We start from the raw sequence: 25520 nt of genomic DNA on the forward strand, positions 1-25520 counted from the left end.
ACTAAAACAAATATTTTTTTAATTATTTATTTACGAAATAGGTTTATTACTATGTTTTTCTTCAGATATGGAGCATGTTATTTTTTGTAAAACACAATTATAACTAAAAAATCCATCCCGATTTTAGTATTAAAAGGAGATGGATATTGGTTCTAAAATGACTCTTACAATTCAACTTATTTTTGACTTTTAGTACTAAAGGTTTTATTTTAGAAAAAGCTCTTTGGTTATAATGTAGATTCCCATAACTAAAACAAACCAACCAAATGCGGGTTTTAGTTTGTCTCCATTAATTTTTTTTGATAATGCTGTGCCAATGAAAATTCCAACAATTGCAAATGTTGAAATGGTAAGCAGAAATTGCCAATTGATTCCATTTTCTCCACTTTCTCCAAAGAAACCAATCAACGATTTGGCAGCTATAATTACCAATGATGTTCCAACTGCTTCTTTCATAGGAAGCTTACTTAATACTACTAATGCCGGTATAATTAAGAAACCACCACCGGCTCCCACTAATCCTGTGATAACGCCAACAATTGCACCTTCGATAAGTATGAGTGGGTAATTGAATTCTTGTTCTTCGGACTTTTCGGTTATAATTTTTTTGTCTTTTTTGATCATGCTATATGATGCGGCAATCATAATCACTGCAAAAAGCAACATCATCAACAGGTTTTTTGTAACTATAAATTCTCCTATGGAAAACACTTCTTTTGGAATAGCAGGAACAATCAATGCTCTTGTGGTAAAAACAGCAATAATTGACGGAATACCAAAAACAATAGCCGTTTTGATATTTACTAACCCTTTTTTGAAATAGCCCACAGTGCCCACAGCACTTGTTAGCCCTACTATAAATAAAGAGTAAGCAGTTGCTATAACGGGTTCGATAGCAAATAAATAGACTAAAACGGGTACGGTAAGAATACTGCCACCACCGCCGATTAATCCTAATGCAACGCCAATGAGTATTGATGTAAAATAACCGATATATTCCATAAGTTGTAAAATTTTATACTGCAAAGATTGTCAGTTAAAATTCCACGTACAGTAACATTTATCACACAGGAAAGTTTTTTCAAAAAATAAATTAGAAAAGAAAAAATATAAGAAGGAAATCTGCAGTAGGAGCAATGCTTTTTATCAGTTATAAAAAAACAGCTGCTTGTGATAAGCAGCTGTTTTTATATTGTAGTTGTCCTTTTTTTTAATCAGCAGGTTTTTAAATTAAATCATCTAAAGTATTTAAAACAGTACTAAAAATTTTAATGTTCTTGTGTTTTTGATGTAATTGTTGATCCGGCAGAAGCTATTACCACAAAAACAACCGCTAAAATTTCATTAAAAGTAAGGTATTCTTGTAAAAATATAAAAGCACAAATTGATGCTGCAGCAGGTTCTAAACTCATTAAAATACTGAAAGTACGTGCAGGAAGTTGTCCGAGTGCTTTCATTTCTAATGTGAAAGGAATTGCACTGGATAATAGCGCGAGTGCTACCCCTAAACCTAAAAGTTGAGGCGTAAGATTACTTAAGCCATTTCCTAGAATTCCAAAAGGGACAATAAGTATAGATGCAAATAACATTCCTATGGTAACTGCGTCTCCACCTTTCATTATTTTTGAAATTTTCCCTCCTAATACGATATAAGCCGCCCAAAGTGCACCAGCCAAAAGAGCAAAAAGCATCCCCCAAATATCTAATCCATTATTTGACCATGGAGCAATTAAGACGATTCCTGCCGCAGCAAGAAGTACCCAGAAAAAATCTATGATGCGTTTTGAACCAAAAACAGCTACTAATAACGGACCTATGAATTCCAGTGTGACAGCAAGTCCAATGGGAATTCTCTCAATGGAAAGATAAAAAATCAAATTCATTGCACCCAAGGATAAACCATAAGGAATAACCAATTTCCATTGGTCAGCAGTTACTTTTTTTAGGTTTGGCCTGTAAACAGCCAATAATATTAATGCAGAAATACCAATTCTTAAAGAAGCTGTTCCGGCAGCGCCAATAGCAGGAAAAAGACCTTTGGCGATAGCCGCCCCAGATTGAACGCTTATTATTGCTAAAAGTACGGCGGGTAATGGAGGTATGTTGATCTGTTTGAGTTTCATGAAGGGTTGAATATAGGCGGGTAAAACTACAAAATTTATAATTTAAAGTAGGTATTGATGTAAATAATCATTGGACAATAAAACACTAAAACCAATCAATTGCGGCTACATTTTTACCGTTTATTTCATCAGCTCTTACTTGTCCTAAAAATATGCTATGACCACCAATAACAGTTTTGGTAGCATGTTTTGCAATACTATCACTAATAAATGAAGTGGGTATTGCTCCATCAACAAAAATATTTTTGTCTTTTTATGCTACATAAAATTAAATTAATTTCTTTTTTACCAGTTCATTAACTCCGCCTTTTAGTGAATATACCTTTGCATTTGGCATTACAGACAAATATAGTAATGCGGCTTTTAAACTTCTCTTTCCAGACTGACAAACAAATACAATCTCTTTATCTAATAAATCATCTAAATTAGAATTTAATGTGGGCAAAGGAATCGATAAATGTGAATAGAAATCTAAACGGGGCTTTTCTATAAGTTCCCGTACATCAACTAAAATAGTGTTTTCCCTAATTTTCAACCATTGTTCTGTTTCAATCTCGATGACATTAGTTGGGCTATAGTTGCATAACCATTCATAATCTGTATATTCAAATGCTTCAACTGAAGCTGGGATATAGTTGGAAGCTTCTGGATTTGGAGTCAAATATATAGTGAAAAACTCCTGATTTAATGCGTTGTATGTCAGGATTCTGTTTGTTAATAGTTTTCCAATGCCAGTTATAAGTTTAATTACTTCTGTTGCTTGTAAAACTCCAATCATACCTGGTAATACTCCTAAAACTCCTGCTTCGGAACAGTTTAAAACTTCATTATTATTTGGTGGTACAGGAAATAAATCTCTATAATTGACTGTTTTTTCCTTTTCGTTTATTGGAACATTAAATACGGCCACTTGCCCTTCAAATTTTGAAACTGCCCCAAATACTAATGGTTTGCCAAATAATACACAGGCGTCATTTATCAAATACCTGCTGGCAAAATTATCTGTGGCATCAACAATAATATCATAATCCTTGAAATGATTGATACAATCCTTTTGCGAAAAGCGCAGTTTCCAAGTTTTAATATCAATTGTGTCATTCATCAAAAGGAGTTTTTCTTTGGCAATAGCCACTTTAAAACGTCCCACATCTTGTTGTCCAAATAAAATCTGTCGGTTTAAATTGGAGTAACTTACCACATCATCATCTGCAATTCCAATATGTCCAACACCAGCAGCAACTAAATATTGTAGAATAGGGCAACCTAAACCTCCGGCTCCAATAACTAATACTTTAGCGTTTGAAAGTTTTTCTTGTGCTTCTAATCCAAATTCATTTAGCATTAGTTGACGTTGATATCGCTCCTGTAAATGTTTCATGTTTTGTTTTTTTAACCACCAGAAAACGGAGGCATAAAGGCGATACTACTATTTTTTTCTATTGAAATATTGTCTGTTACCATTTGTTTATTTACTGCGATTGCAAATTTCAACGATGATAAAGCAGGGAATTTCTCTAGGATTATTTTTTTTAAGTTGTCAGTAGTGTCGACATAATCAATAACTAATTTTGAGCTACCGGTAATGTCCGTTAATTGTCCAAAAAAAAGCACTTCTATTTTCATAAAATAAAATTAATCAGGTAAATAATAATTTAATGGAAGCCACTAATAATGCTGTTGCTAAAATATATTTAAGGACCGATTGATTGAACTTCTTAGCACCCAACCAAGCACCCAATATCCCGCCAATAAAGGCTACGGCAACAAAAGCAAGCATGTCGTTTTCAAATTTGACACCCTTTGATAATTGTCCCGCTAAACCGGATACCGAATTGACAAAAATAAATAATGCACTAATAGCTGCAGTTTGTTTTTGGTTTGACCAATGCAACATTAAAAGTATTGGGGAAAGTAGAATACCTCCTCCAATACCAATCAGGCCAGAAAGAAATCCGATACTGGCACCGATAATAATTGTCAATGCAAGCGTATTTTTTTTTAACTCTGAATCATTCGTATTTGGATATACAAAAAATTTTATAACTGGTATTAAGAGTGTTAAACCCAAAACTTTTTTATAAATATCTCCGTCTAATGATATCATGCCACCTAAAAACGAAAAAGGAATTGAGGCTAGGGCAAAGGGGAGAAAAAGTTTCCATTTGAAATGTCCTTCGCGAAAAAACAGCGTAAACGAAACCAACGATACGAACAAGTTTAATATCAATGCTGTTGGTTTCATAAAATTTGGATCAAAACTGAAAATAGCCATTAATGCTAAATAACCACTTGCTCCACCATGACCTACGGAGGCATATAAAAATGCAATGATAAACAGTAATAAAAAAAAGGATAATGATAATGTCATTTTGTAATTTTAAAAAGGAAATAAATGTACTTCTATTTCCTGACCTGATTCAATTTTTGATGTGTTTTCTGGAATTATTGCCAGACAATTAGCGTTAGCAAACGAAGAAAGTTTATAGGATTCTTGGCCCGTTTCAAGATAAACTAAATCATTATTATGCGACGCTTTTAAAAAATGTGTCATTCCTACCTGTTTTTGATATTCCTGCGTAAGAACCATTTTTTTAGCTTGCAATTTTACGTTGCGTTCGGTCATAATTCCAATTGCGGGAAGTACATACTCATAAAAACAGGTTAACACAGAAGCAGGATTTCCAGGAAGTCCAAAAATAACTTTATCTGCTTTTGTTCCAAATAATAATGGTTTACCGGGCTTTTGTTTTATCTTATGAAAAACGGCATTTACGTCACATTTCTCCAATGCATCCATGGTAAAATCATAATCTCCAACACTTACACCGCCCGAAATTAAAACGAGATCATTTACTTCCAATATTTGTGATAAAAGAGTCTGTAATTGATTCAGATTATCCTCAGATCTGTAAATAGTTACGTTGTTAATATTCAATTGATTTAATGCAGATTGCAAGGTAAATGAATTGGATTCAAATACTTGACCATATTCTAAATCTTCTCCCGGCAATCGTAATTCATTACCAGTAACTAAAATTCCAACGCTGGGATTAGGATACACTTTGACTTTGGCAATGCCCATACTCGCCAGAAAACCTATAGTAGCCGGTTTTAAAACGGTTCCTTTTTCAAGTGCTTTTGTTCCTTTTTTTATTTCAGACCCAATACTTCTGAGGTTAGTTCCTTTATTTAAACTTTCATCATTTACAGTTAGTTTATCTGATTCCACCAATGCTTTTTCTTGCATTAAAACAGTATCAGCCGCTAACGGAACGGCTGCTCCCGTAAAAATTCGGACAGCTTCGCCCTGCTTTAATTCAAAAGTTTGTTTACTCCCAGCTGCAATTTCTCCCACTATTTTATAATCTGAACGATTATTGTCAAAAGCAAAAGCATATCCATCCATGCTGGACTGAGGAAATGCGGGCACATTTTCAGGCGCATAAATGTCTTCTGCCAAAACAAATCCGTTTGCTTTTTCTAATTGCATCACTTCAACTGGTAGCGATTTGACATGATTTGTTATTAATTCCAAAGCGCTGTGTACCGAAATCATTGTTTCCATTTATGCTGAATTTTAATAGGCGTAAGATGCAAATAAAATCAACGAAATGCGCAAGTAATAATGGATTTTATTGAATGTATCAACAAGCATATTTATTCTTTTTCGTTGCGTAAATTTTCATAATCTTCTACTGTGTCAATATCAATAACTCCTTTATCGAAATGTACTGTAGCTACATCCTGTTTTCTTTTTTCGATAATTTTTTTGGCACCAATATCTCCTTCAAGCAACATTAGTTCAGGAAAAATCGTTTTGTGAAAAAGGGCAGGAGTTCCCATAATACCGGCATAGGAACAGGCAGAAATGGGCAATCCAGATTTGTCTTGAGCATCAATCAGTTGTTCTATATGCTGATTGTTTGTGTAAGGTTGATCGCCCACAAGTATTATGACGCCATCAACATGAGGATGCATTTCATTCATGGAAAAAAGCCCTTTTCGTAAAGAACTGGCCATTCCTTCTACCCAGTTTTCATTAAGTACAATATCAAGTCCTGGAACATCGAGATGCGCTTGAATCAAATCAGCATTGGCACCTAAAACGGCAATTACAGGATATAATTTTGATTGACTAGCCATTTTTGAAACCCGTGTTAAGAGCGTCATACCATCAAATTCGAGTAATTGTTTGGGTTTCCCCATGCGACTGCTTGAACCTGCTGCCAAAATAATTATGCCACATTGCTTTATTTTATGATGCATTATAAATTTTGATATCTTCTATTTGAATGTCTAATGAGTCTCTGGAATGAATGACTTCATTTTTCGTTTTTAGCATACCACCCATTTTTCCAGTCAATACGGCTTGAATTTCCGCTATAATACTGAGTGCAATTTCTTCTGGTGTTTCTGCTCCAATATCTAAACCTGTCGGGCCATAAATTGTTGCCACTTTATCGGCATTTAAATGGATGCCTTCATTATGTTGTATTTCTTCCAGCATGCGATGCAACTTCTTTTTTGGTCCCAAAATACCTATGTAAGGAACTGCAGCTGCACATAATGATTTTAACATATAATAATCACACTTGTAACTGTGCGTTACTAAAACAAAAAAAGTACGATTATCATACGCAAGATGTTCTAAGGCAACATCTGGATTAGCCACTAAAATTTGTGAGGCGGTAGGATATCTTTCTTTGTTGGCATGTGTATCTCTTCGGTCTACGATTCTAAAATCCCATCCCAAGACATCTGCAAACTTCATAAGCGGAATGGCATCATTTCCTGCTCCTAATACTACAAGGGAAACTGGCGGATGCAAGAATTCAAAAAAAGCAGTTACAGATACGTCACCTGATTTGTATTGTTTGAAAACAGATTCGCCATTTTGCATGACATCCGTTATGTCTTTTAAAACCGCCTCTTCAAATTGTTGCAGTGGTATTTTACCGGAAAGAGTTCCATTTTCTTCTAATAGTAAACAAGTTCCATATTGGACATTTTGATTATTATTCAAATCAAATAAAGTAACCAGAACTGCTTTTTGACGAACTGCTAATGCTTTACTCAATAATTGTATTGGGTTTTCTTCTTTTTCAGAATCGATGCTTTCGAATAATACTTGTATTAGACCTTCACATCCTAAATGAATTCCCATTTCTGAACCGTCTTCTTTGGAAGTGTCATAGGTAAAAAGTGTATTTTTTTGCTCAGAAATAGCAAATAAGGCTTTTTTTAAAGCATCACCTTCTAAACAACCGCCGCTTATGGCACCGGTAATTCTTCCGTCATCATTCACTAACATTCTGGCACCAGGTCTTCTGTAAGAGGAACCATCTAAATGAACTACGGTTACCAGCGCTGATTTTATATTTTTCTGACTGGCAACGTCATATTTTTTAATAATTTCTTGAAGTTCTTTCATTTGAAAATTAATGGAATTATAAATAAATATTTAGGATAATTTAAGGTCAAAAGGCATCTTTTTAATGCGTTTTCCAGTAATTGAAAATATGGCATTTGCTAATGCTGGTGCAAAAGGAGGTAAGCCGGGTTCACCAACGCCTTTTATTTTTCCGCCATCTGCAAGAATATGGACTTCAATTTCTGGTGTTTCATGCATTCGTATCATTGGATTATCGTGAAAATTACTTTGCTTTATTTTCCCGTTTTCAATGGTAATTCCTGTTTTTATAGCCGCTGTCAAAGCCATCACGATGGATCCTTCAATTTGATTTTTTACATTATCCGGGTTTACGACTTCTCCCAAGTCAATTACTGCATACACTTTATCAATTTTTATAGTATTGTCTTTTGTAACAGATACTTCGACTACATGAGCACACAATCCCGCAAAAAATTCCCATTGCGCAACACCTCTGCCTTTTCCTTTTGGTAGTGGTTTGTCCCAATTGGAAACTTCTTTTAATTTCAATAAAACTCTTTTGGTATCGGAATCTTTGTCTAGCATTTGCAATCTAAAATCTAAAGGGTCTTTTTTGACTTTATGCGCTAATTCATCAATAAAACATTCATGGGCAAAAGCGACAGTTGAACTAGTTACCGATCTCCATGCCGCTACAGGAACATGAAAATCAGCATACACATATGAGGTTTTAATATTTGGAATTTGATAAGCCTGTTCTCCAATTCCCTCTATCATAATTGCATCGACTTTTGTTTTATCGAAATTTGGACCTACCGAATCAAAATAAGAAGGGCTTATCACTTTATGTTGAAAGCTAATTAATTCTCCTTCTTTTGAAAAACCACCTTTCAACTGTGAGAAAGTCATAGGGCGTACGGCACTATGTTGTGTAGTATCTTCCCTAGACCAAATTACTTTTACGGGTTGCTCTATTTGCTTTGCAATATTTACGGCTTCTATAACATAATCCGTATACAATCTTCTGCCAAATCCACCTCCAATAAATTTGGAATGTAAAGTGATATTCTCTGGTTTCATTCCAATTTGGCTATGAAGGTCATTTGGTCCTGAACCGGTAATAGCGCTAGGAACCTGAGTAGAGGTCCATATTGTTAGCATTTCACCATTTACATGTGCGATACAATTCATCGGCTCAAGTGTATGGTGAGCCACCATTGGAGTTTCATAAAAGGATTCCACGGAATTTCCAGGTTCCGTTTTAACGCTTTCTACATTTCCTATATTTTTATCCAGTACACCGGTTTCTTTAGAAAGGTTTCGCAACTTATTTTCATAGTCGGATAAATTGAAATTTTCATATCCATTTGTTTCCCATTCCACTTTCAATACTTTCCTGCCTTGAAGGGCAGACCAGTACGATTTAGCAATAACTGCCACTCCGGAATATTGATATTTTCCAACAGTTGTTTTGGCTTCCACAACTTTAATGACTCCGGGAATTTTTAAGGTTGCATCAGCATCAAAACTTTTTAAAGTACCACCAATTACCGGGGAACGAAATACAGTTGCATATACCATATTGGGAACTTCTACATCAATTCCATATTCTGCTTTTCCGGAAACTTTTAAGGGTACATCTGGTCTTTGAATAGATTTTCCGATAATCTTAAAATCACTTTTGTTTTTAAGTTTCGGTTCTTTAGGAACTTCTAATTTGGAAGCTTCTTCAATTAAATCGCCATAAGAAAGATGTTCCTTTGACAGTTTAGAATGTACACTTCCATTTTCCGCATAACAAGATTCAATTCCAATTCCCCATTTAACACTGGCAGCCTTAATCAGCATCTCTTTTGCGGCAGCGCCAATTTTTCTATACGCATCATAATTTCCTCTGATGGAAGAACTTCCTCCAGCTGCCTGACCGCCGCCAAATTGTTTCTCGCCACTGGTTTGAACAATCGTTATTGCATCAAGCGAAACTTCTAATTCTTCGGCTATAAGAGCCGGAACAGATTGAAAAGTACCTTGACCCATTTCGGGCTTAGTATTGAAAATTGTTATTTTTCCGTTTTTCTCGATTTTTACAAAAGGAGTAAAATTACTGGGTGCATATGTAATAAAAGCGGCGTTTGCAAAACCATTAGAAGTAGCTCCTAACCATAATGCAAAACTTGCTTTACCTGTATTTTTAATAAATTGACGTCTTGATACCATTTAGTTAGTATTTAGAATTTATAATTCTCTCTATGCAACGAATTCAAAATGTTACAAATTAATAGGCTTTGTAATCTTTAGTAACAGCTTTTTTAGCTTGTTGTATTTCACTTGGCAAAACTGCTTTAGCTTTATTTCCCCATGAATTTCTGACATAGTTTAAAACATCAGCCACTTGCTCATCAGTTAAATCAGTAGCGGGCATTTCTCCATCATAGTTTACACCATTAACTACTATTGGTCCGCGTAATCCAGTTGTAACAACTTTTACCAATCGATTTTTATCTGCAAAATAATCTGATTTTATCAATGTTGGAAAAACGCCTTCTATACCATTACCTTCTTCCATGTGGCAGGATGCACATTGTGTATTGTAGACCGATTTACCGCGTACAATACTTGCTTTCAAATCAAAATTCTGATTGAATGATTGCAGCGTTACTGCCAATATTAAAACGACTACTATTGAAAAAACTATTTTCATTTGTTTTGTATTTTTAAAATTAAACTTTTGCTAATTCGAAAGGAAGCTTTCTAATACGTTTTCCTGTCAAATCAAATATTGCATTTGTTAAAGCTGGAGCAAATGGAGGTAATCCAGGTTCTCCAACACCTCCGGCATCGGCATCATTTTCCATGATATAAACTTCAATAGGAGGAATATCTGTTATACGGGGCATTTTATACGTATTGAAATTATTTTGAACCGTTTTACCATCTTTGAATGTGATTTCATGAATCGTAGCAGCACCTAATGCCATAACAATGCTTCCTTCTACTTGTGCTTTGATTATATCAGGATTTACATACCATCCACAATCAATTACTGCCCAAACCTGATCGATTTGAATTTTATTTTCTGCGTTTTTTGAAACTTTCACAATTTGTCCCACGGTACTGCCAAAACATTCCGTTATAGCAACGCCATATCCTTTGCTTCTGTTTTTCCATCCGGAAACCTCTTCCAGTTTATTCAGTAACTCACTACTTCTCTCATCTTTAAGATAGGTTCTTCTAAAAGTTATTGGATCTTTCGCTGATTCAGCAGCCAACTCATCCATAAAACTTTCATACGCAAAACCATTGGTAGAAGCATAGACAGAACGCCACCACATAGTAGGTATTGGTGTTTCAAAAGGAATATCAACAATACTTAAATTCTGAATGTTGTCTACGTATGGTTTTAAAAATCCTTCTGTGGCACTTCTGTTGGGAATATCTTTTGCTCCGCCTCTCCAATGACTATTGTTCTGACCTGCAATGGATACTTTAAAAGCACTTATTTCACTATTTGCAACCACACCTTGACAACGGTATGAAACTCCAGGCCTGTACGGACCTTGCGTGGCATCGTCTTCTCTGGACCAGATAACCTGAACCGGTGCATTTATTTCTTTAGAAATCATCGTGGCTTCGTGTGGGTAATCCATAAAGGCTTTTCTACCAAATCCGCCTCCAAGGAAAGTCATATTTACAATGACTTTTTCCCTTGCAATTCCTAATTCTTTACTGATGTAATCTTGAACCCAATCCGGAGCTTGTATTGGGCCCCATATTTCTATTTTATCTTTTTGATAATGGGCAATACAATTCAATGGTTCCATACAACTATGCGATTGATACGGAGTAGAATATACGACATCAATTTTCTTTTCTGCAGATTTTATAATGGCGTTTGAATCTCCTTTTGAAACAAAAGAAAGTCCCTCATCTTTTTGAAGCGCTTCCTCCATCCGACGATAAATATCCTCGGTATCCAAATGTTCAAATCCGGTATCGTCCCAGTCCACTTTTAAGGCTTTTTTTCCTTTCATGGCTGCCCAAACAGAATCAGCTACAACTGCTACACCTTCTCTGAATGTATTAAAAACGCCCATTCGAACCACAAAAACCTGTTTTACTCCCGGAATTTTAAGCGTTTCAGTAGCGTCAAAACTTTTTACCTTACCACGAAGTCTGGGGTTTCGTTCCACCATGGCATACAGCATTCCCGGAATCATTTTATCGATACCAAAAACGGCAGTACCATTTGTTTTCAAAGGCGTATCTTGTCTTTGAAGTGGTTTTCTAATTAATTTATATTCGGATGTTTTCTTTAAAACAACATTTTTCGGAATATCAAGTTTTGATGCCTCCAATACTAATTCACCGTAATGTAATTTTTTACCACTTGGTTTGTGAATTACATGACCATCTTCAGCATAACATTCCAATTCAGAAACATTCCATTTATTACTAGCTGCTTTTATTAACATTACGCGAGCAGTGGCACTCAAATTCAAAAGGTTTTTATACGACCCTCTAATACTGGAACTACCTCCTGTAATTTGATTTCCATACTTCACATTATCGCCTGGAGCGAAAACTATGTTTACTTTATCAAGATCTACATGAAGTTCTTCAGCGATTATTTGAGGTATGGACTGATAGACTCCTTGTCCCATTTCGGCTCTGTGACTATAGAGCGTAACTTTACCTGAAACATCAATGTATATCCATGAATTAAGCTCAATGCCGCGATTCTCAGCATCAAAAGCAGTGATTAATTTAGGTTCTTTAGCATCAGCAGGTAAATAATATCCTAATGTAAGAGCAACTCCTGTTAAACCAGATAGTTTTAAGAATTTTCTTCTTGATATAGTATCTATGTCCATATAAAATATAAGAATAGGTTATTTTAGTACTCTTCTCAAGGCTTGTTTTCTGATGCTTTCTTGATGGCTCGTTTGATACGCGGATAGGTTCCACATCTACAGATATGCCCTTGCATTGCGGCATCAATATCGGCATCATTAGGAGAAGCATTTTTAGATAATAATGCTGCGGCAGCCATGATTTGACCCGATTGACAATAGCCACATTGCGGGACTTGCTCTTCTATCCAAGCTTTTTGAACCGGATGCGAGTTATCGTCTGATAATCCTTCTATGGTCGTTATGTTTTTATTTGCAACAGCAGCTACAGGCAAAGAGCAGGAGCGAACCGGCTGACCATTTAAATGAACTGTGCAAGCACCACATTGCGCGATACCACAACCATATTTAGTTCCTTTTAACCCTACAAAATCTCTGATTGCCCAAAGAAGTGGCATTTGAGGATCTACATCTATTGAATACTCCTTACTATTGATTTTAAGATTAATTATTGCCATATAATATTATTTTTTAAGTAAATGAAAATCAACATATCTGTTACTGCAAGTTAATGAATTTAATAATTTAAAATTTATACAATTCAAATAATATATTACTACAATCAAAAAATTCAAATTTTGAAAAAAAACATTGGTTTTAAACAGAGTAAAAAGATACGTTTTATAATGTTTTTTAAAATTAAAAAGAACGATGATACTACTGAATACCATCGTTCTCTTTACAATTCTGACTATAGCGCAAGGCTAAAAGTATAGCTTAATTTAGCTTTTTAGCGAAGCCATATCTATTACAAAACGATAACGAACATCACTTTTTAGCATTCTTTCGTAGGCTTCGTTGATATCCTGCATTTTGATTATTTCAATTTCAGATACAATATTATGTTCCCCACAGAAATCAAGCATTTCCTGAGTTTCTGCAATTCCACCAATTAGGGAACCAGCTACGGATTTTCTTCCCATAATCATCGGAACAGTATTTAAAATGGGCTCCAACCCACCCAAATAGCCTACCAAAACCAAAGTTCCATTAGTGTTTAAAGTTCCTACATACGGATTAACGTCATGAACATAAGGAACGGTGTCAATGATTAAATCAAATTTTCCATTTACAGCCTTCATGTGATTCTCGTCAGTTGAAATGACAACAGCATCTGCACCCAATTCGAAAGCATCTTTTTCTTTATCTGGTGTTCTGGAGAAAAGGGTAACTTCGGCACCCAAACCTTTGGCTAGTTTTATAGCCATATGACCAAGTCCGCCTAAACCTACAACGGCAACTTTACTGCCTTTTCCAACTTTCCAATGGCGAAGTGGTGACCAAGTGGTTATTCCAGCACATAATAAAGGAGCTGTAGCAGCCAAGTCAAGATTAGCAGGTACTTTCAAAACTTAGGCTTCATCAACCACAATTTTTTCAGAATAGCCACCAAAAGTCATTCCGCCTAAATGTTTGTCTTCCCCATTATACGTACCAACCCAACCGTTAGAGCAGTATTGTTCTAAATCTTGCTTGCAATTATCGCAGGTCTTGCAAGAATCTACCAAACAACCTACAGCGGCAAAATCGCCTACTTTTAGTTTAGTAACTTCATTTCCTACTTTGATCACTTTTCCCACAATTTCATGTCCGGGAATTGCAGGGTAAATGGTGTTCTCCCAATCATTTCTTGCCGTGTGTAAGTCAGAGTGACAAACACCACAAAACAAAATTTCTATTTCAATGTCTTTTGCAGTAGCATTTCTGCGCGGGATATCCATTTGTTTTAAAGGAGCATCGGCAGCTACTGTACCGTAAGCTTTCACATTTGTTGTTGCGTTCATTTTTAAAGTGTTTTATTAAAAAAAAAGTGTTTATAGGTTATAGTTTTTTTGGTTAGTTCATAATAAAATAAATTTAGTAAATAGTTTGATTACTAGCATAATAAAAAAATATTGTTTTCGAAAAATCAAACATTTCGGAATTTTACAGGCCTTATTTGAGCATGTTTTCGTTTATAAAATCGGTAATTTTAGTATGTTATCCATTTTATAAAATAACCAAATGTTAAAAGATTATAAGCTAATATATTTATGAAGCTGTTCGTAATCATAAAAAAAGAGAGAAATGATTAAAATTTCTCTCTTAGTTGTGGTCATTAAGACTATTTATAAAATCGTGTATACTTGTTTATAGAAAATAGTCATTTAGAATTCGCTGAATTAATTTATTCTAATACCAATTCACTCAAAGCTTCTTTGCTAAAGCCTTTTAGTTGATCGTTGTTCCCCGCTTTTATTTTACTAACCCAATTCGGGTCTGATAAAAGAGGTCTTCCTACTGCTACAAGATCAAAATCACCTCTGTCTAAACGTCTGGTTAATTCATCCAAAGAGGTAGGCTGTGAACTTTCGCCCGTAAATGCTCCGAAGAAATCTCCAGAAAGTCCAACAGAACCTACAGTAATAGTGGGTTTGCCAGTTAATTTTTTTGCCCATCCTGCAAAATTAAGGTCATTGTCTTCAAATTCCGGTTCCCAAAAACGACGTTGAGAACAATGTAAAATATCGACACCAGCATCAATCAAAGGACTAAGCCAAGCTTCCATTTCTTGAGGTGTTTTTGCCAGTTTAAAATTATAATCCGATGGTTTGAACTGAGAGAGTCTCATGATTATGGCAAAATCTTCGCCTACTTGTTTTCTGATTTCTTTAATTACTTCTACGGCAAAACGAGTACGTTCTGCTAAGGTTTTACCACCATAATTATCGGTACGCAAATTTGTCGCATCCCAGAAAAATTGATCGATCAGATAATCGTGAGCACCGTGAATTTCGATACAGTCAAAACCTAATCTTTTGGCATCAGCAGCAGCTTTTCCAAAAGCAATAATGGTATTTTCTATATCATTTATTGTCATGGTAGTTCCATTGCTAAAACCCGGTCTGTTTAATCCTGATGGTCCTTCAAAAGGTACTGGTGGAACCCAACCGGAATGGTGATTGTCCATAATCCCCATGTGCCATATCTGTGGTCCCATCTGTCCGCCTGCAGAATGTACGCCATCAATCACTTGTTTCCATCCCGCCAAAGATTCCTCTCCGTAAAAGTGAGGTACATTAGCATCATTTGACGATGAGGGTCTATTAATTACGGTTCCTTCAGATAATAGTAAACCTACTTGGCCTTCAGCTCTTTTTTGATAATAAGCTGCTACGGCATCAGTAGGGACTCCATTTGGAGAAAATGAGCGGGTCATAGGCGCCATTACAATTCTATTTTTAAGGTTTAGCGTCTTCAATTGGAAGGGCATAAACAAACTATTTGTATTCATATTGCTTTATAGATTAGATTCGATTATTTTACTCAGTGCTGTAAATGCCGCTTCGTTGCGTTTGTAATAGGTCCATTGTCCAACACGTGTAGATTCTATAAAACCAGCACGTTGGAGAATTGATAAATATTCTGAAACCGTCGATTGGGTGAGTCCTGCTTTGGCCTGAATTTGTCCTACGCAAACTCCGTGTTCAAAACCGGAAGCCAGTTGTTCCGGAAAGTTTATTTCCGGTTCTTTTAACCATTCGAGCATTTGTAATCTCGACTTGTTTGACAACGCTTTAAATATTTCTATGTGATCCATAGTACAAATATATCGACTTTTCCCGATATACCAATTTAATATAAAATATTTAGGATATATTTAAGAGAAGGGGGGCTGAATATTTTGGTTCTCTTATTGTTTTTCTGGGGGAAATTTATCTTATTTTATAAAATTTTAGAGAATAGTACAAACAAAAAAGCCTGTAAATAGTAGTATTTACAGGCTTTTGATTTCAATTAAAAATTAATTTGTAAAGAGCAGAATAAAATCGAACACTTTAATCTTATTGTAACATTTTTGAATCGTTTAATAATCAAAACGTTTAAATGCTTCAATAGCTTCGTATTCAGCAAGACCTAAATCGTCGTAAATCTTTGCGGTATTTTTGTTGCGATCTTCGGCTCGTACCCAAAATTCTCTGGAGTCATTCCCTTGAAACATTACTCTGTCTTTTTGGGATTGGTGGTACAAAATAGCATGTCTTTTTAACAAAACTTCATCAGGACTAAGAGGAACAGCCATGTCTATTTCATGGATATCCCATTCGTGCCAAGCACCTCTGTACAACCATAACCAACAATCACTCATGTAAGGTTCCGGTTTGAGTTGTTTCAAGGCGGCAAAAATAGCATTCAAGCAAACTTCATGCGTACCGTGAGGATCTGCCAAATCTCCTGCTGCAAAAACCTGATGCGGTTTTATTTTTGCAATAATAGCTGCAACTATGGCGATATCATCTGCACCTAATGGGTTTTTCTTTACTCGGCCAGTTTCATAAAAAGGAAGGTCTAAAAAGTGCGTGTTTTCATCTTTTAACCCAATGTATCTTGTTGCGGCATAGGATTCACGACGTCTAATTAATCCTTTTAATTTTCGAACTTCAAGAGAATCAATTTGATTTTCTGTTTTATTGTTAATGAAATTGATTACTGCAGGAAAATCCACATCACATTCTGTTTCTCCAATAAAATCATTACAGACTTCGGCAAATTTTAAAGCCTCATCATCAGTAACAGCTATATTTCCAGAAGTTTGATACACGACATGAACATCATGACCTTGTTTTATCAATTTAGAAAAAGTTCCTCCCATAGAAATTACGTCATCATCCGGATGCGGACTAAAAAGGATGATTCTTTTTTTGGCAGGATTGGCTCTTTCGGGTCTGTGGGAATCATCTGTATTGGGTTTTCCTCCTGGCCATCCGGTAATGGTATGCTGCAATACATTGAACATATTAATATTCAAATCATAAGCAGATCCTTCTTGCGCCAAAAGATCCGACATTCCGTTATTGTTGTAATCCCTGTCGGTTAGTTTTAATATCGATTGTTTTGTCTCTTGGCAAAGCCAAACAATGGCTTTATTTTTTAATTCTGGTGTCCAAATGCATTCTCCTACCAACCAAGGTGTTTCAAATCTGGTTAATTCGGAAGCTGCCGATTGGTCTAAAACGAAAGTAGTATTGGTATGATTTTGCAAAAATGTAGCAGGAACTTCGGAACTTATTTCTCCTTGAATGGTTCTCTTTATGATGGAAGCTTTATTTTGGCCCCAAGCCATTAATACAATTCTTTTGGATCTCAAAATAGTGGAAACTCCCATTGTAATCGCTCTTTTAGGGACGTTGTCGATACCATTAAAATCTGAAGATGCATCTACTCTGGTAATATGATCCAAAGTGATAATTCTGGTTCCTGAATTGATGTGGGAACCCGGTTCATTGAACCCAACGTGTCCCGTACGGCCGATACCCAATAATTGGAAATCAAGTCCTCCGGCATTTTTAATTTTCATTTCGTAATCAACACAATATTGATTCAGTTCATCAATCGCTACCGTTCCGTCGGGGATATTTATATTTTCCGGTTTAATATCGATATGATTAAAAAGATGCTGATGCATGAAATAATGATAGCTTTGGTTGTTTTCTTTGGTCATTGGGTAATATTCATCCAAATTGAAAGTCACTACATTACTAAAGCTAAGTCCTTCTTCTTTATACATTCGTACCAATTCTTCATAGACCTTTATAGGAGAAGAGCCAGTAGCCAAACCAAGTACACAAAATTTATTTTCGGCTTGTTTGGATCTAATTAATGCCGCTATTTCTTGTGCAACAATTTTTGAAGCTTCAACCGAATTTTTGAAAATTTCGTTATGAATTTTTTCAAATCTCGTTTCTTCAAATTTACCTGCACTTTTATAGCTGATGTCAGGTTTAATTTCTAAAACACTTTTCATTTTACTTGTTATTTGAGTTAGTTGTGTAGTTACTTTTTTAATGTTAATTCTTTAAATCGAATTATAATTTAGGGTTTCTATTCTTGACAGATTATCATTGAATGTGACAAAACTTGCCGGGAATCCTGGTTTTATTTTGCCTAATTTATTTTCCATATTTATAGCGGCTGCTACTCGGCAAGTTGCCATTTTAATAGCTTCATCAGCCGATACATTCAAATGATTGAAAGCATTTTGAACTGCTTCTTCCATCGAAATGCTGGCACCGGCAAGATTGCCTTCTTCATTTCTGTAAAAACCATTCTCCAGATGAGCATCAAAATTCTCCCATTTAAAACTGGAAACTTTGCGTCCTAAAAAAGCGGCATCACTAATTAAAAAGAATTTATCTTGCTTTAGTTTATAGGCTACTCTAGCAGCGGCATAATCACAATGCGCGCCATCTAAAATAACAGGAGCATAAACACTTTCATTTTCGAATGTTGCTCCCACTAGACCCGGTTCCCGATGCCCAAATTGAGTCATCGCATTAAATAAATGGGTAACCAGTTTAATCCCTTTAGAAAAATAATGTTGGGCTTCTTTGTAGGTCATCGTAGAATGTCCAGCCGAAATGACGATGCCACTTTCTAAGAGCATATCCAACTGCTCGGCCGTAAAACATTCCGGTGCAATTGTAATTACTTTTATCACGTCTTTACCATAGCGGATGATTTCTTCCAACTCTGAATTGGTAGGTTTACGAACCTGATTAATACTATGCGCACCACGCTTCAAAGGATTCAAAAAAGGACCTTCCAGATGCATTCCAAGTACTCCGTTATTGTACTTAGTTTTATAATTGCGGATGGCTTCAATTCCTTGAAGAATGGTTTCTTTGGATGACGATATCAGACAGGGGAGTGTATGTGTTGTGCCATATTTTAAACTGGTTTCATAGATGTCATGAATGGTTTCCTCTGTTGGAGTTTGGCTAAAATAAAGTCGCTCTCCACCGTTTATTTGTATGTCTATAAAACCTGCTGAAATATGACTTCCCTGTAAATCAATTAAGTGAATATCATTAGGAATTTCTTTTTGAACTGAAATGATTATTCCATTTTCTATAATAATGACATCATTAATTATTTCTTCGCCAGTATGTACAATTCCGTTAACAATGGCTTGTTTCATTTTTTAAGTTCTTTATTTTTTTGTTGATTTTCTTTTTTTAGAAGGCTTTTTAAAATTGTCCTTTCCGTCAGTAAGCCATTTTAAAGAAAAGCTTACAAAAGTATTTTGAGTATAGTCATCTTTCTCGAAAAAAATACCGATGTCACTATTTTCCAGTATTGTAAGGGATGAATATGCTGAGCCACCGCCATATATTGTTTTGCCTATAGACCATGTTTTTCCTTCGTCATAACTAATGCGAATGGTCATATTCATTCGGTTTTTTTCCATTTTCGCATTCGAAAAAAGGATTCTATTCTTATCGTATCCATCTGCTTTTGCTGTATATCGAATGATTTCTGCATTGCAACCAGGGTCAATTAACAGTGGTTCCGGTTTGGAGCTCCATGTTTTTCCTTCATCTTTCGAGGTATGCACATAGCGCATTCCGCCCTTATTTACTCTTGCATTAATCATCCAACTTCCATCGGCCAATTCGATGATTTTTGATTCATCTGCCGGTTTTATTGGAGTATCAATAAAATACCATGTTTTTCCATGGTCATCACTGCCAAAAATATACAAGCCGCTATTTAAATTGACCAAAGTATGTAATAGCTTGCCACTTTTTGTTTGTATTCCACGCCCCGATGTGATGAATTTAAAGTCTTTATGCCATTGTGGTTTCGCAATTTGACTGGTAATGTCTCTTGGTTTGCTCCAGGTTTTACCATTATCCGAACTCTTTACTACGTGTAAATAATAAACGTCTTTTTCTGTATCTAAATCCATATAATTATAGAATAGAAAGATTTCATTGGTTTGTTGATCTACAATCATCGAAGGATCTGACGCGGATTGCCCGAAAGGAAAATCAACCACGGTTTCAATCGCTGACCAAGTCTTACCATTATCAGTACTTCTGCGCAGCACAATGTTGATATCTTTACTCCACTTCAAATCACCGCAGGAAGGAACGCGCTCATCTATGGCAGCAATAAGATTACCATTTGGGGCAGTAACTATAGATGGGATTCGAAAACAGGAAACACTATCAACCATGGATTTATTAAATAAATCCTGATGAGTGATTACTCCATCTGCAATTTTATAGGTTTCATTTTGAGCGAAAAGTCCCGTTGCAGTGATTACTAATAGCGACATGAAAATTTTTTTCATGATAAAACAGATTTAATGTTATTTTGTATTTCTTGGTTAATGACTAAAATTAGTCTTAAAAATAGTCCTCGACCCATTTTTTTCGATATTAGTGTACCGAAAACTTTCGAAGTGACATTCTTTATATTTTTAATCGATTCTTTTAAATTATTTTTTCAAATACTCATTAAGTAATTGCAAACAATACCACTCTTGTCTTGGCAAATGAAACGGTCCTTTGAACAAGTTTCCTTTTGCCGTTTGGGCAATGGTTCCGTCTTTATGTAAATAACCAAACCATTCTCCGTTTGCTGTATCATGGAATTTACTGTACCCATAATCATGTACCATTTTGTGCCATGTGGCATATTTTTCATTACCAGTCATGGTGTAGGCTAAAAGTGTTGCAATAATAACTTCGTTTTGTGGCCACCAGAATTTCATATCCTGCCAGTATTCCTGTACTGGTTTGTCATATACATCTCGGAAATATAAAATACCGCCATGTTCTTTATCCCATCCGCGTTCCCACATATAATCCAGCATCTTGCAACCTAAAGCAATCAAGTGCGGGTCATTATTGCGGTATTTTGCTTCATGCAAAATAAACCAAGCTCCTTCAATAGCATGACCAGGATTCAAGGTACGACCATCAATGTGATCAATAATAGAACCATCTGGAGCCACTTGTTCCATCACACATTTAATATCATCTTTTACAAAATAGGTTTCAATTTCAGCAATCCATTTGCTAATCCATTCATCACAACGCGGATCTCCAATATTTTCACGTAACTGTTGCGCCGTATTTATCAAAATCATAGGTGTGCCAATTCCTTTTGACGGTCGGGTAGCCGTGAATTTAGGTTCTAATAAATCGGGATTAGTAGAGTATTCAATACATTTTCCGAATAAAAACCGCGCTTTTTCAGCTGCCGTTTCATCTCCGCTTGCTTTGGCGTAAGCTGACATGGCAATAACCGCAAAGGTTTCCGAAAAGAAATAACGGCGTTTGCGTATGGGTTGTCCGTCGCGTGTTACGTGAAAAAACATCTGTCCATCAGTATCAAAGCAATGGTTGTTTAAAAAATCAATTCCTGTTTTTGAACCTTCCAGCCATTCTTGTTTTGGCTCAACTGTATTGTAAAGTGTTGCCAATAACCAAGCGGCACGCCCTTGTATCCAGACGGCTTTATCATCATCTATTAAACTTCCGTCTTGATCACGCATTAATAAATAACCTCCAAAATCGGTATCAATGGAGCGTGGAAACCAAAATGGAACCGTATCATTTAATAATTGATTCTGATAAAAGTTTCTGAGGTTTTGAAGATCTATTTTTGAATAACTCATTTTCTTTACTATATGTTATGTAACTACTATATTTTATTTTGTACTAGGTGTAATTTGGATATCATTTAGTCAACCACATTTGACTGTATGTGTTTATCTTCCTTACGGAATCTCTTTTGATTTTTGGTAATTGCATGGAGTTCAAGTTTAAAAGTGGAACATGGTAAATCAGCTTCATTCACTAAATTAGCTTTAGTAAAAGGCTTCCAAGCATATAAAATCGTCTTTATTCTTTCTCCTTTTGGAATAGTAATAAGTACTTGGTTTTTTACGATTGTGGCTTTACTTTGAAAGTGAATTCCCTTGTCGGTTACCAATTCAAAACCAATAAGTTCTTTTTTATCCGAAGTAGCTAATTGTTTTGCAAATGCAAATGAAACTAGAATGTTGTTGCCTTTTTGTATGGCTTTCAAAGCCGAAGGTCCATTTGCAATAACATCTTTTCCATAGGTGTAGCGCAAGGCTAAAAGTGCCAAACGATCAGCCACTTCTTTTTTCTTAATTGGATGGACATTTAGAGCATCTCCATAATCCATGCTAATTGCCATTCCGCTGTTTGGAATCTTATTTTGCAATCTATTTTGGGCTTCTCTGAATGCTGGCCAAGTTGGTCGCTCAATACTTGATAATTGAACATAATAGAAGGGTAGGTTAGCCCCCCAGGCTTTGCGCCAACTTTCTACTAATGTAGGCATGAGATGTTCATACAATTCAACATGGTGAGCATTGCTTTCGCCTTGGTACCAAATCACACCTTTTATCGGGAATTTTGTAAAGGCTTCCACTCCAGCTTCAAAATTGTAACAAGGATCATATGGATGACGTTGTTTTACATTTGTAGCATTTTTCAAGTTCACATTGGCACGTTCTCTAACCCAAGGCATGATAAAATCCGATTTGCGCCAGTTGGTTAATACATCAACTACTTTGTCGTCATGTTCCAAGGTATTTCTGTCTATCCAAGATTCTATTGGTGATCCTCCAACGGCAACTTGAATTAAACCCACGGGTACATTTTCTTCGTGGGCGATATTTTTACCAAAGTAATAGGCAATGGCAGAGAAATCTTTGGCACTTATCGAATCGCATACTGACCAACTTCCGGAAAAGAATTGCAGCTGATTGGTTTTAACCAAAGTGATTGAATCCCAAGCTGTTTCATCAGTCTCCCGTATCGCTTTAGCATTGAATAATCGAATAGTAGAATTTGCGATTGCCTTTTTTATTTCTGCTGCACCATTTTCTGAATTTTGAAGTTGAAATGCCATATTCGACTGTCCGGAACAAAACCAAACATCTCCAATTAGAATATTTTTTAAAACAATTTTCGTTCCTTTAGATTGAATAGTCATTTCATATGGTCCGCCTTGTTTTATAGCGGGAAAAGTAATTTTCCATTTTCCATATTTGTCGGCAATGACGTTCTTTTTTTGTTGTTTAAAAGTCACTTCAATTGTATCAGCTCCATTAGCCGTTCCATAAACTGGAATGGGTTGATTACGTTGCAAAACCATATTGTCCGTGAAAACAGCAGCTAATTTTAATCCACCAAAATCTTGAGTGATGTTTTCATAAACGGTTTTGGCCAGAATAGTTGCTCCTTCTTTCGTTGGATGTAAAGCATCAGGAAAAAGATCGGGACGATGGTATAACTTTTCATGCAAATCAATTAAACCCACTTGATTTGCTTTTGCAATGTTGGGTATATGAGATTGAATTTGCCAAAACCAATCTCTGGTTCCCGATTTAAACCGAGGATGCTCATTAAATATGGGAGTTAATCGACAGATGTAAATTTTGACTGCCGGATTTTGTTTTTTTAAGGTGTCTATTAACCAAGTGTAATCGGCATCAAATTCAGCATTGTAATTCGGCCAATTTCTAGGATCGGTATCATTTAAACCCAAATGAATAATGGCTATATCTGGTCTGTATGCAATGGCATCGACAAATTGTTTAGTTTTAAAGTAAGGTGTGCTTCCTTTTTTCAAAAGTGTTGCTCCGCTATGCCCGAAATTTTTCACCTCATATTGTCCGCCCATTAAGATTTGAAGTTGCGAAGGATAGGATTCTTTTGCAGCATCAGATAGGAGATAACCTGCTGTAACGGAATCTCCAATGCACGCTACCTTGAGTATTGCTTTTTGTGCAACTGACTCAAAATGAATGATTGTTGAAATCAAAAAGACTACTAAAAATAGATTCCTTTTCATTGTATTCATATTTTTATTTTTTCAGAAATTATTAAAAATGGGCATAAATTATCCACAAGGCGGAACACAAGGCTCCGCCTTAACAGATAAAAACCAAAAACCAACTTAAAACAAATTTTTGAACTTAGTAAACGATACTAGTGTATTTTAGGCATCGACAAAATCATTTACTTTTGGACGCAGAAAACTGACTTGAACTACTAATGCAATTGCAACAACTCCTGCCATCAAAGCAAAGCCGTAGCCTAAAGTCCCGCTATCCGATGATTTGCCTAATAATGAAGTTACTAATGCACCACAACCAACTCCGGTCATATTAAGGACACCATAGGCCGTTCCCCGGTATTTTGAAGAAACAAATTGACATATAATGGGCATATTATTGGCATCAAACATTCCGTAACCGATACCGAAACAAAGTACAGCACCGACGACATTGAATAATGAATCTCCAAAACCAATTAACAATAATGCAGGAATCGTTAAACTCAAACCAATCGCACTGGTATAAACCCTGCCTTTTATATTTTTTTGTACCCATTTGTCTGATAGAATACCTCCGAAAATCACTCCCAATAATGATGAAAAGGATATGGCGATAGTTGCTAAAGGACCCGCCTGTTCCATAGGGATTGCTAAGTTTTCTGAAAATAGGGTAGGCAGCCAGTTTTTTGTAGCCCAGCCCGGTAAACTGATTATGGCAAAATAGAATAAGATAACCCAGAAAGAGATGTTCGTGAAGAGCAGTGCCAAACCTTTAAACAGTGAACTTTTTTCATTTGTTGTTATCAAATCTAAATCAATAGGTTTTATTTCAGTAGCTTTTTTCTCTTTTAATAAGAATACCAAAACGAAAGCATAGATAACACCAATGATTCCAAAATAATGAAAAGTAGTATGCCAAGAATAGGTAGCTGCTATGGTAGCTCCAAAACCTCCTAATGCAGAACCCACATAAAGTCCAGTCATGTGAATACCAATAGCAAGCGATCTTGTTTTTTGCTGATGATAATCGGCTATTAGTGATAAACCCGCTGGAATATAGAGGGCTTCACTCACTCCCATAAGAGCTCTTAACCAATATACCTGATTGTAAGTTGTAGCATATCCCATTGCATAAGTGACCGCTGACCACACAAATAAACTGCCTACAATCAACCATTTTCGGTTTAATTTGTCAGCAATAATTCCGGAAATAGGACTCATTAAAGCATAAATCCAAAGAAATATAGCCATTAGACGTCCAAAATTTTCACCGGATACTAATTCAGGGATGTCGGCTTCCATTGACGGACGCATAGTGGCCAACATTTGTCTGTCCATATAGTTTAACAATGCTACAAGCCAGAGCAAACCAACTACAATCCAAGGATAATGCTTTGTGTTTTTCATATTTTATTTTTTTTTAGTTTTAATTTTTTTTTAACATTAAAA

Annotated in this window: 20 protein-coding genes and 1 pseudogene; all 21 read right to left on the reverse strand. The window is 35.7% G+C overall.

Features of this window, described 5'->3' with window-relative positions:
• Nucleotides 1-204: 204 nt before the first annotated feature.
• Nucleotides 205-1002 carry a sulfite exporter TauE/SafE family protein gene (locus QLS97_RS08865; protein ID WP_282716013.1) on the reverse strand — a complete coding sequence of 266 codons (798 nt, stop codon included), beginning with the start codon at nt 1000-1002 and terminating at the stop codon, nt 205-207.
• A gap of 266 nt (nt 1003-1268) precedes the next feature.
• Nucleotides 1269-2123, reverse strand: coding sequence for an EamA family transporter (locus QLS97_RS08870; RefSeq protein WP_099715774.1), 855 nt, complete (start codon nt 2121-2123; stop codon nt 1269-1271).
• 268 nt (nt 2124-2391) lie between these two features.
• Nucleotides 2392-3501: a HesA/MoeB/ThiF family protein gene (locus QLS97_RS08880; protein ID WP_282716016.1), complete on the reverse strand. Its 1110-nt coding sequence runs from the start codon at nt 3499-3501 to the stop codon at nt 2392-2394.
• 11 nt (nt 3502-3512) lie between these two features.
• Entirely contained in the window at nt 3513-3746 is a 234-nt protein-coding gene (locus tag QLS97_RS08885; RefSeq protein WP_099715772.1) for a MoaD/ThiS family protein, read from the reverse strand.
• A gap of 13 nt (nt 3747-3759) precedes the next feature.
• Nucleotides 3760-4491 carry a sulfite exporter TauE/SafE family protein gene (locus QLS97_RS08890; RefSeq protein WP_282716018.1) on the reverse strand — a complete coding sequence of 244 codons (732 nt, stop codon included), beginning with the start codon at nt 4489-4491 and terminating at the stop codon, nt 3760-3762.
• A gap of 9 nt (nt 4492-4500) precedes the next feature.
• Complete coding sequence (locus QLS97_RS08895; protein ID WP_282716020.1) at nt 4501-5688, reverse strand: molybdopterin molybdotransferase MoeA; 1188 nt, start codon at nt 5686-5688, stop codon at nt 4501-4503.
• Between the two features lie 92 nt (nt 5689-5780).
• Entirely contained in the window at nt 5781-6389 is a 609-nt protein-coding gene (locus tag QLS97_RS08900; protein WP_282716022.1) for a nucleotidyltransferase family protein, read from the reverse strand.
• Nucleotides 6379-7554, reverse strand: a complete 1176-nt coding sequence (locus QLS97_RS08905; RefSeq protein ID WP_282716024.1) for an XdhC family protein — start codon at nt 7552-7554, stop codon at nt 6379-6381. Before QLS97_RS08905 ends, QLS97_RS08900 begins: the two co-directional genes overlap by 11 nt.
• A gap of 30 nt (nt 7555-7584) precedes the next feature.
• Complete coding sequence (locus QLS97_RS08910; RefSeq protein ID WP_282716025.1) at nt 7585-9732, reverse strand: xanthine dehydrogenase family protein molybdopterin-binding subunit; 2148 nt, start codon at nt 9730-9732, stop codon at nt 7585-7587.
• A 58-nt stretch (nt 9733-9790) separates the two neighbouring features.
• Complete coding sequence (locus QLS97_RS08915) at nt 9791-10216, reverse strand: c-type cytochrome (RefSeq protein ID WP_282716027.1); 426 nt, start codon at nt 10214-10216, stop codon at nt 9791-9793.
• 19 nt (nt 10217-10235) lie between these two features.
• The gene (locus QLS97_RS08920; protein WP_282716029.1) at nt 10236-12386 is read right to left on the reverse strand and encodes a molybdopterin cofactor-binding domain-containing protein; all 2151 of its coding nucleotides are present in this window, start codon (nt 12384-12386) and stop codon (nt 10236-10238) included.
• A gap of 35 nt (nt 12387-12421) precedes the next feature.
• Nucleotides 12422-12883 (reverse strand): (2Fe-2S)-binding protein, encoded by a 462-nt coding sequence (locus QLS97_RS08925; RefSeq protein ID WP_282716031.1) that lies wholly within the window; start codon nt 12881-12883, stop codon nt 12422-12424.
• 264 nt (nt 12884-13147) lie between these two features.
• Nucleotides 13148-14209 (reverse strand): annotated as a pseudogene (locus QLS97_RS08930) (NAD(P)-dependent alcohol dehydrogenase).
• Nucleotides 14210-14592: 383 nt separating this feature from the next.
• Complete coding sequence (locus tag QLS97_RS08935) at nt 14593-15699, reverse strand: NADH:flavin oxidoreductase (protein ID WP_282716032.1); 1107 nt, start codon at nt 15697-15699, stop codon at nt 14593-14595.
• A 6-nt stretch (nt 15700-15705) separates the two neighbouring features.
• Entirely contained in the window at nt 15706-16005 is a 300-nt protein-coding gene (locus QLS97_RS08940; RefSeq protein ID WP_282716034.1) for an ArsR/SmtB family transcription factor, read from the reverse strand.
• A 267-nt stretch (nt 16006-16272) separates the two neighbouring features.
• A complete protein-coding gene (gene nagB, locus QLS97_RS08945; RefSeq protein WP_282716035.1) occupies nt 16273-18210 on the reverse strand; it encodes a glucosamine-6-phosphate deaminase in 1938 nt (645 codons plus the stop codon).
• A gap of 51 nt (nt 18211-18261) precedes the next feature.
• Nucleotides 18262-19383, reverse strand: coding sequence for an N-acetylglucosamine-6-phosphate deacetylase (gene nagA, locus QLS97_RS08950; protein WP_282716037.1), 1122 nt, complete (start codon nt 19381-19383; stop codon nt 18262-18264).
• A 12-nt stretch (nt 19384-19395) separates the two neighbouring features.
• Entirely contained in the window at nt 19396-20541 is a 1146-nt protein-coding gene (locus tag QLS97_RS08955; protein ID WP_282716039.1) for a sialidase family protein, read from the reverse strand.
• A gap of 147 nt (nt 20542-20688) precedes the next feature.
• Complete coding sequence (locus QLS97_RS08960; protein WP_282716042.1) at nt 20689-21873, reverse strand: AGE family epimerase/isomerase; 1185 nt, start codon at nt 21871-21873, stop codon at nt 20689-20691.
• A 65-nt stretch (nt 21874-21938) separates the two neighbouring features.
• Nucleotides 21939-24086: a GDSL-type esterase/lipase family protein gene (locus tag QLS97_RS08965; RefSeq protein ID WP_282716044.1), complete on the reverse strand. Its 2148-nt coding sequence runs from the start codon at nt 24084-24086 to the stop codon at nt 21939-21941.
• Between the two features lie 147 nt (nt 24087-24233).
• Entirely contained in the window at nt 24234-25478 is a 1245-nt protein-coding gene (locus QLS97_RS08970) for an MFS transporter (RefSeq protein ID WP_282716046.1), read from the reverse strand.
• Nucleotides 25479-25520 lie beyond the last annotated feature (42 nt).

Origin of the sequence: Flavobacterium yafengii (assembly GCF_030010375.1) — a bacterium.
GTDB classification, from domain to species: domain Bacteria; phylum Bacteroidota; class Bacteroidia; order Flavobacteriales; family Flavobacteriaceae; genus Flavobacterium; species Flavobacterium yafengii.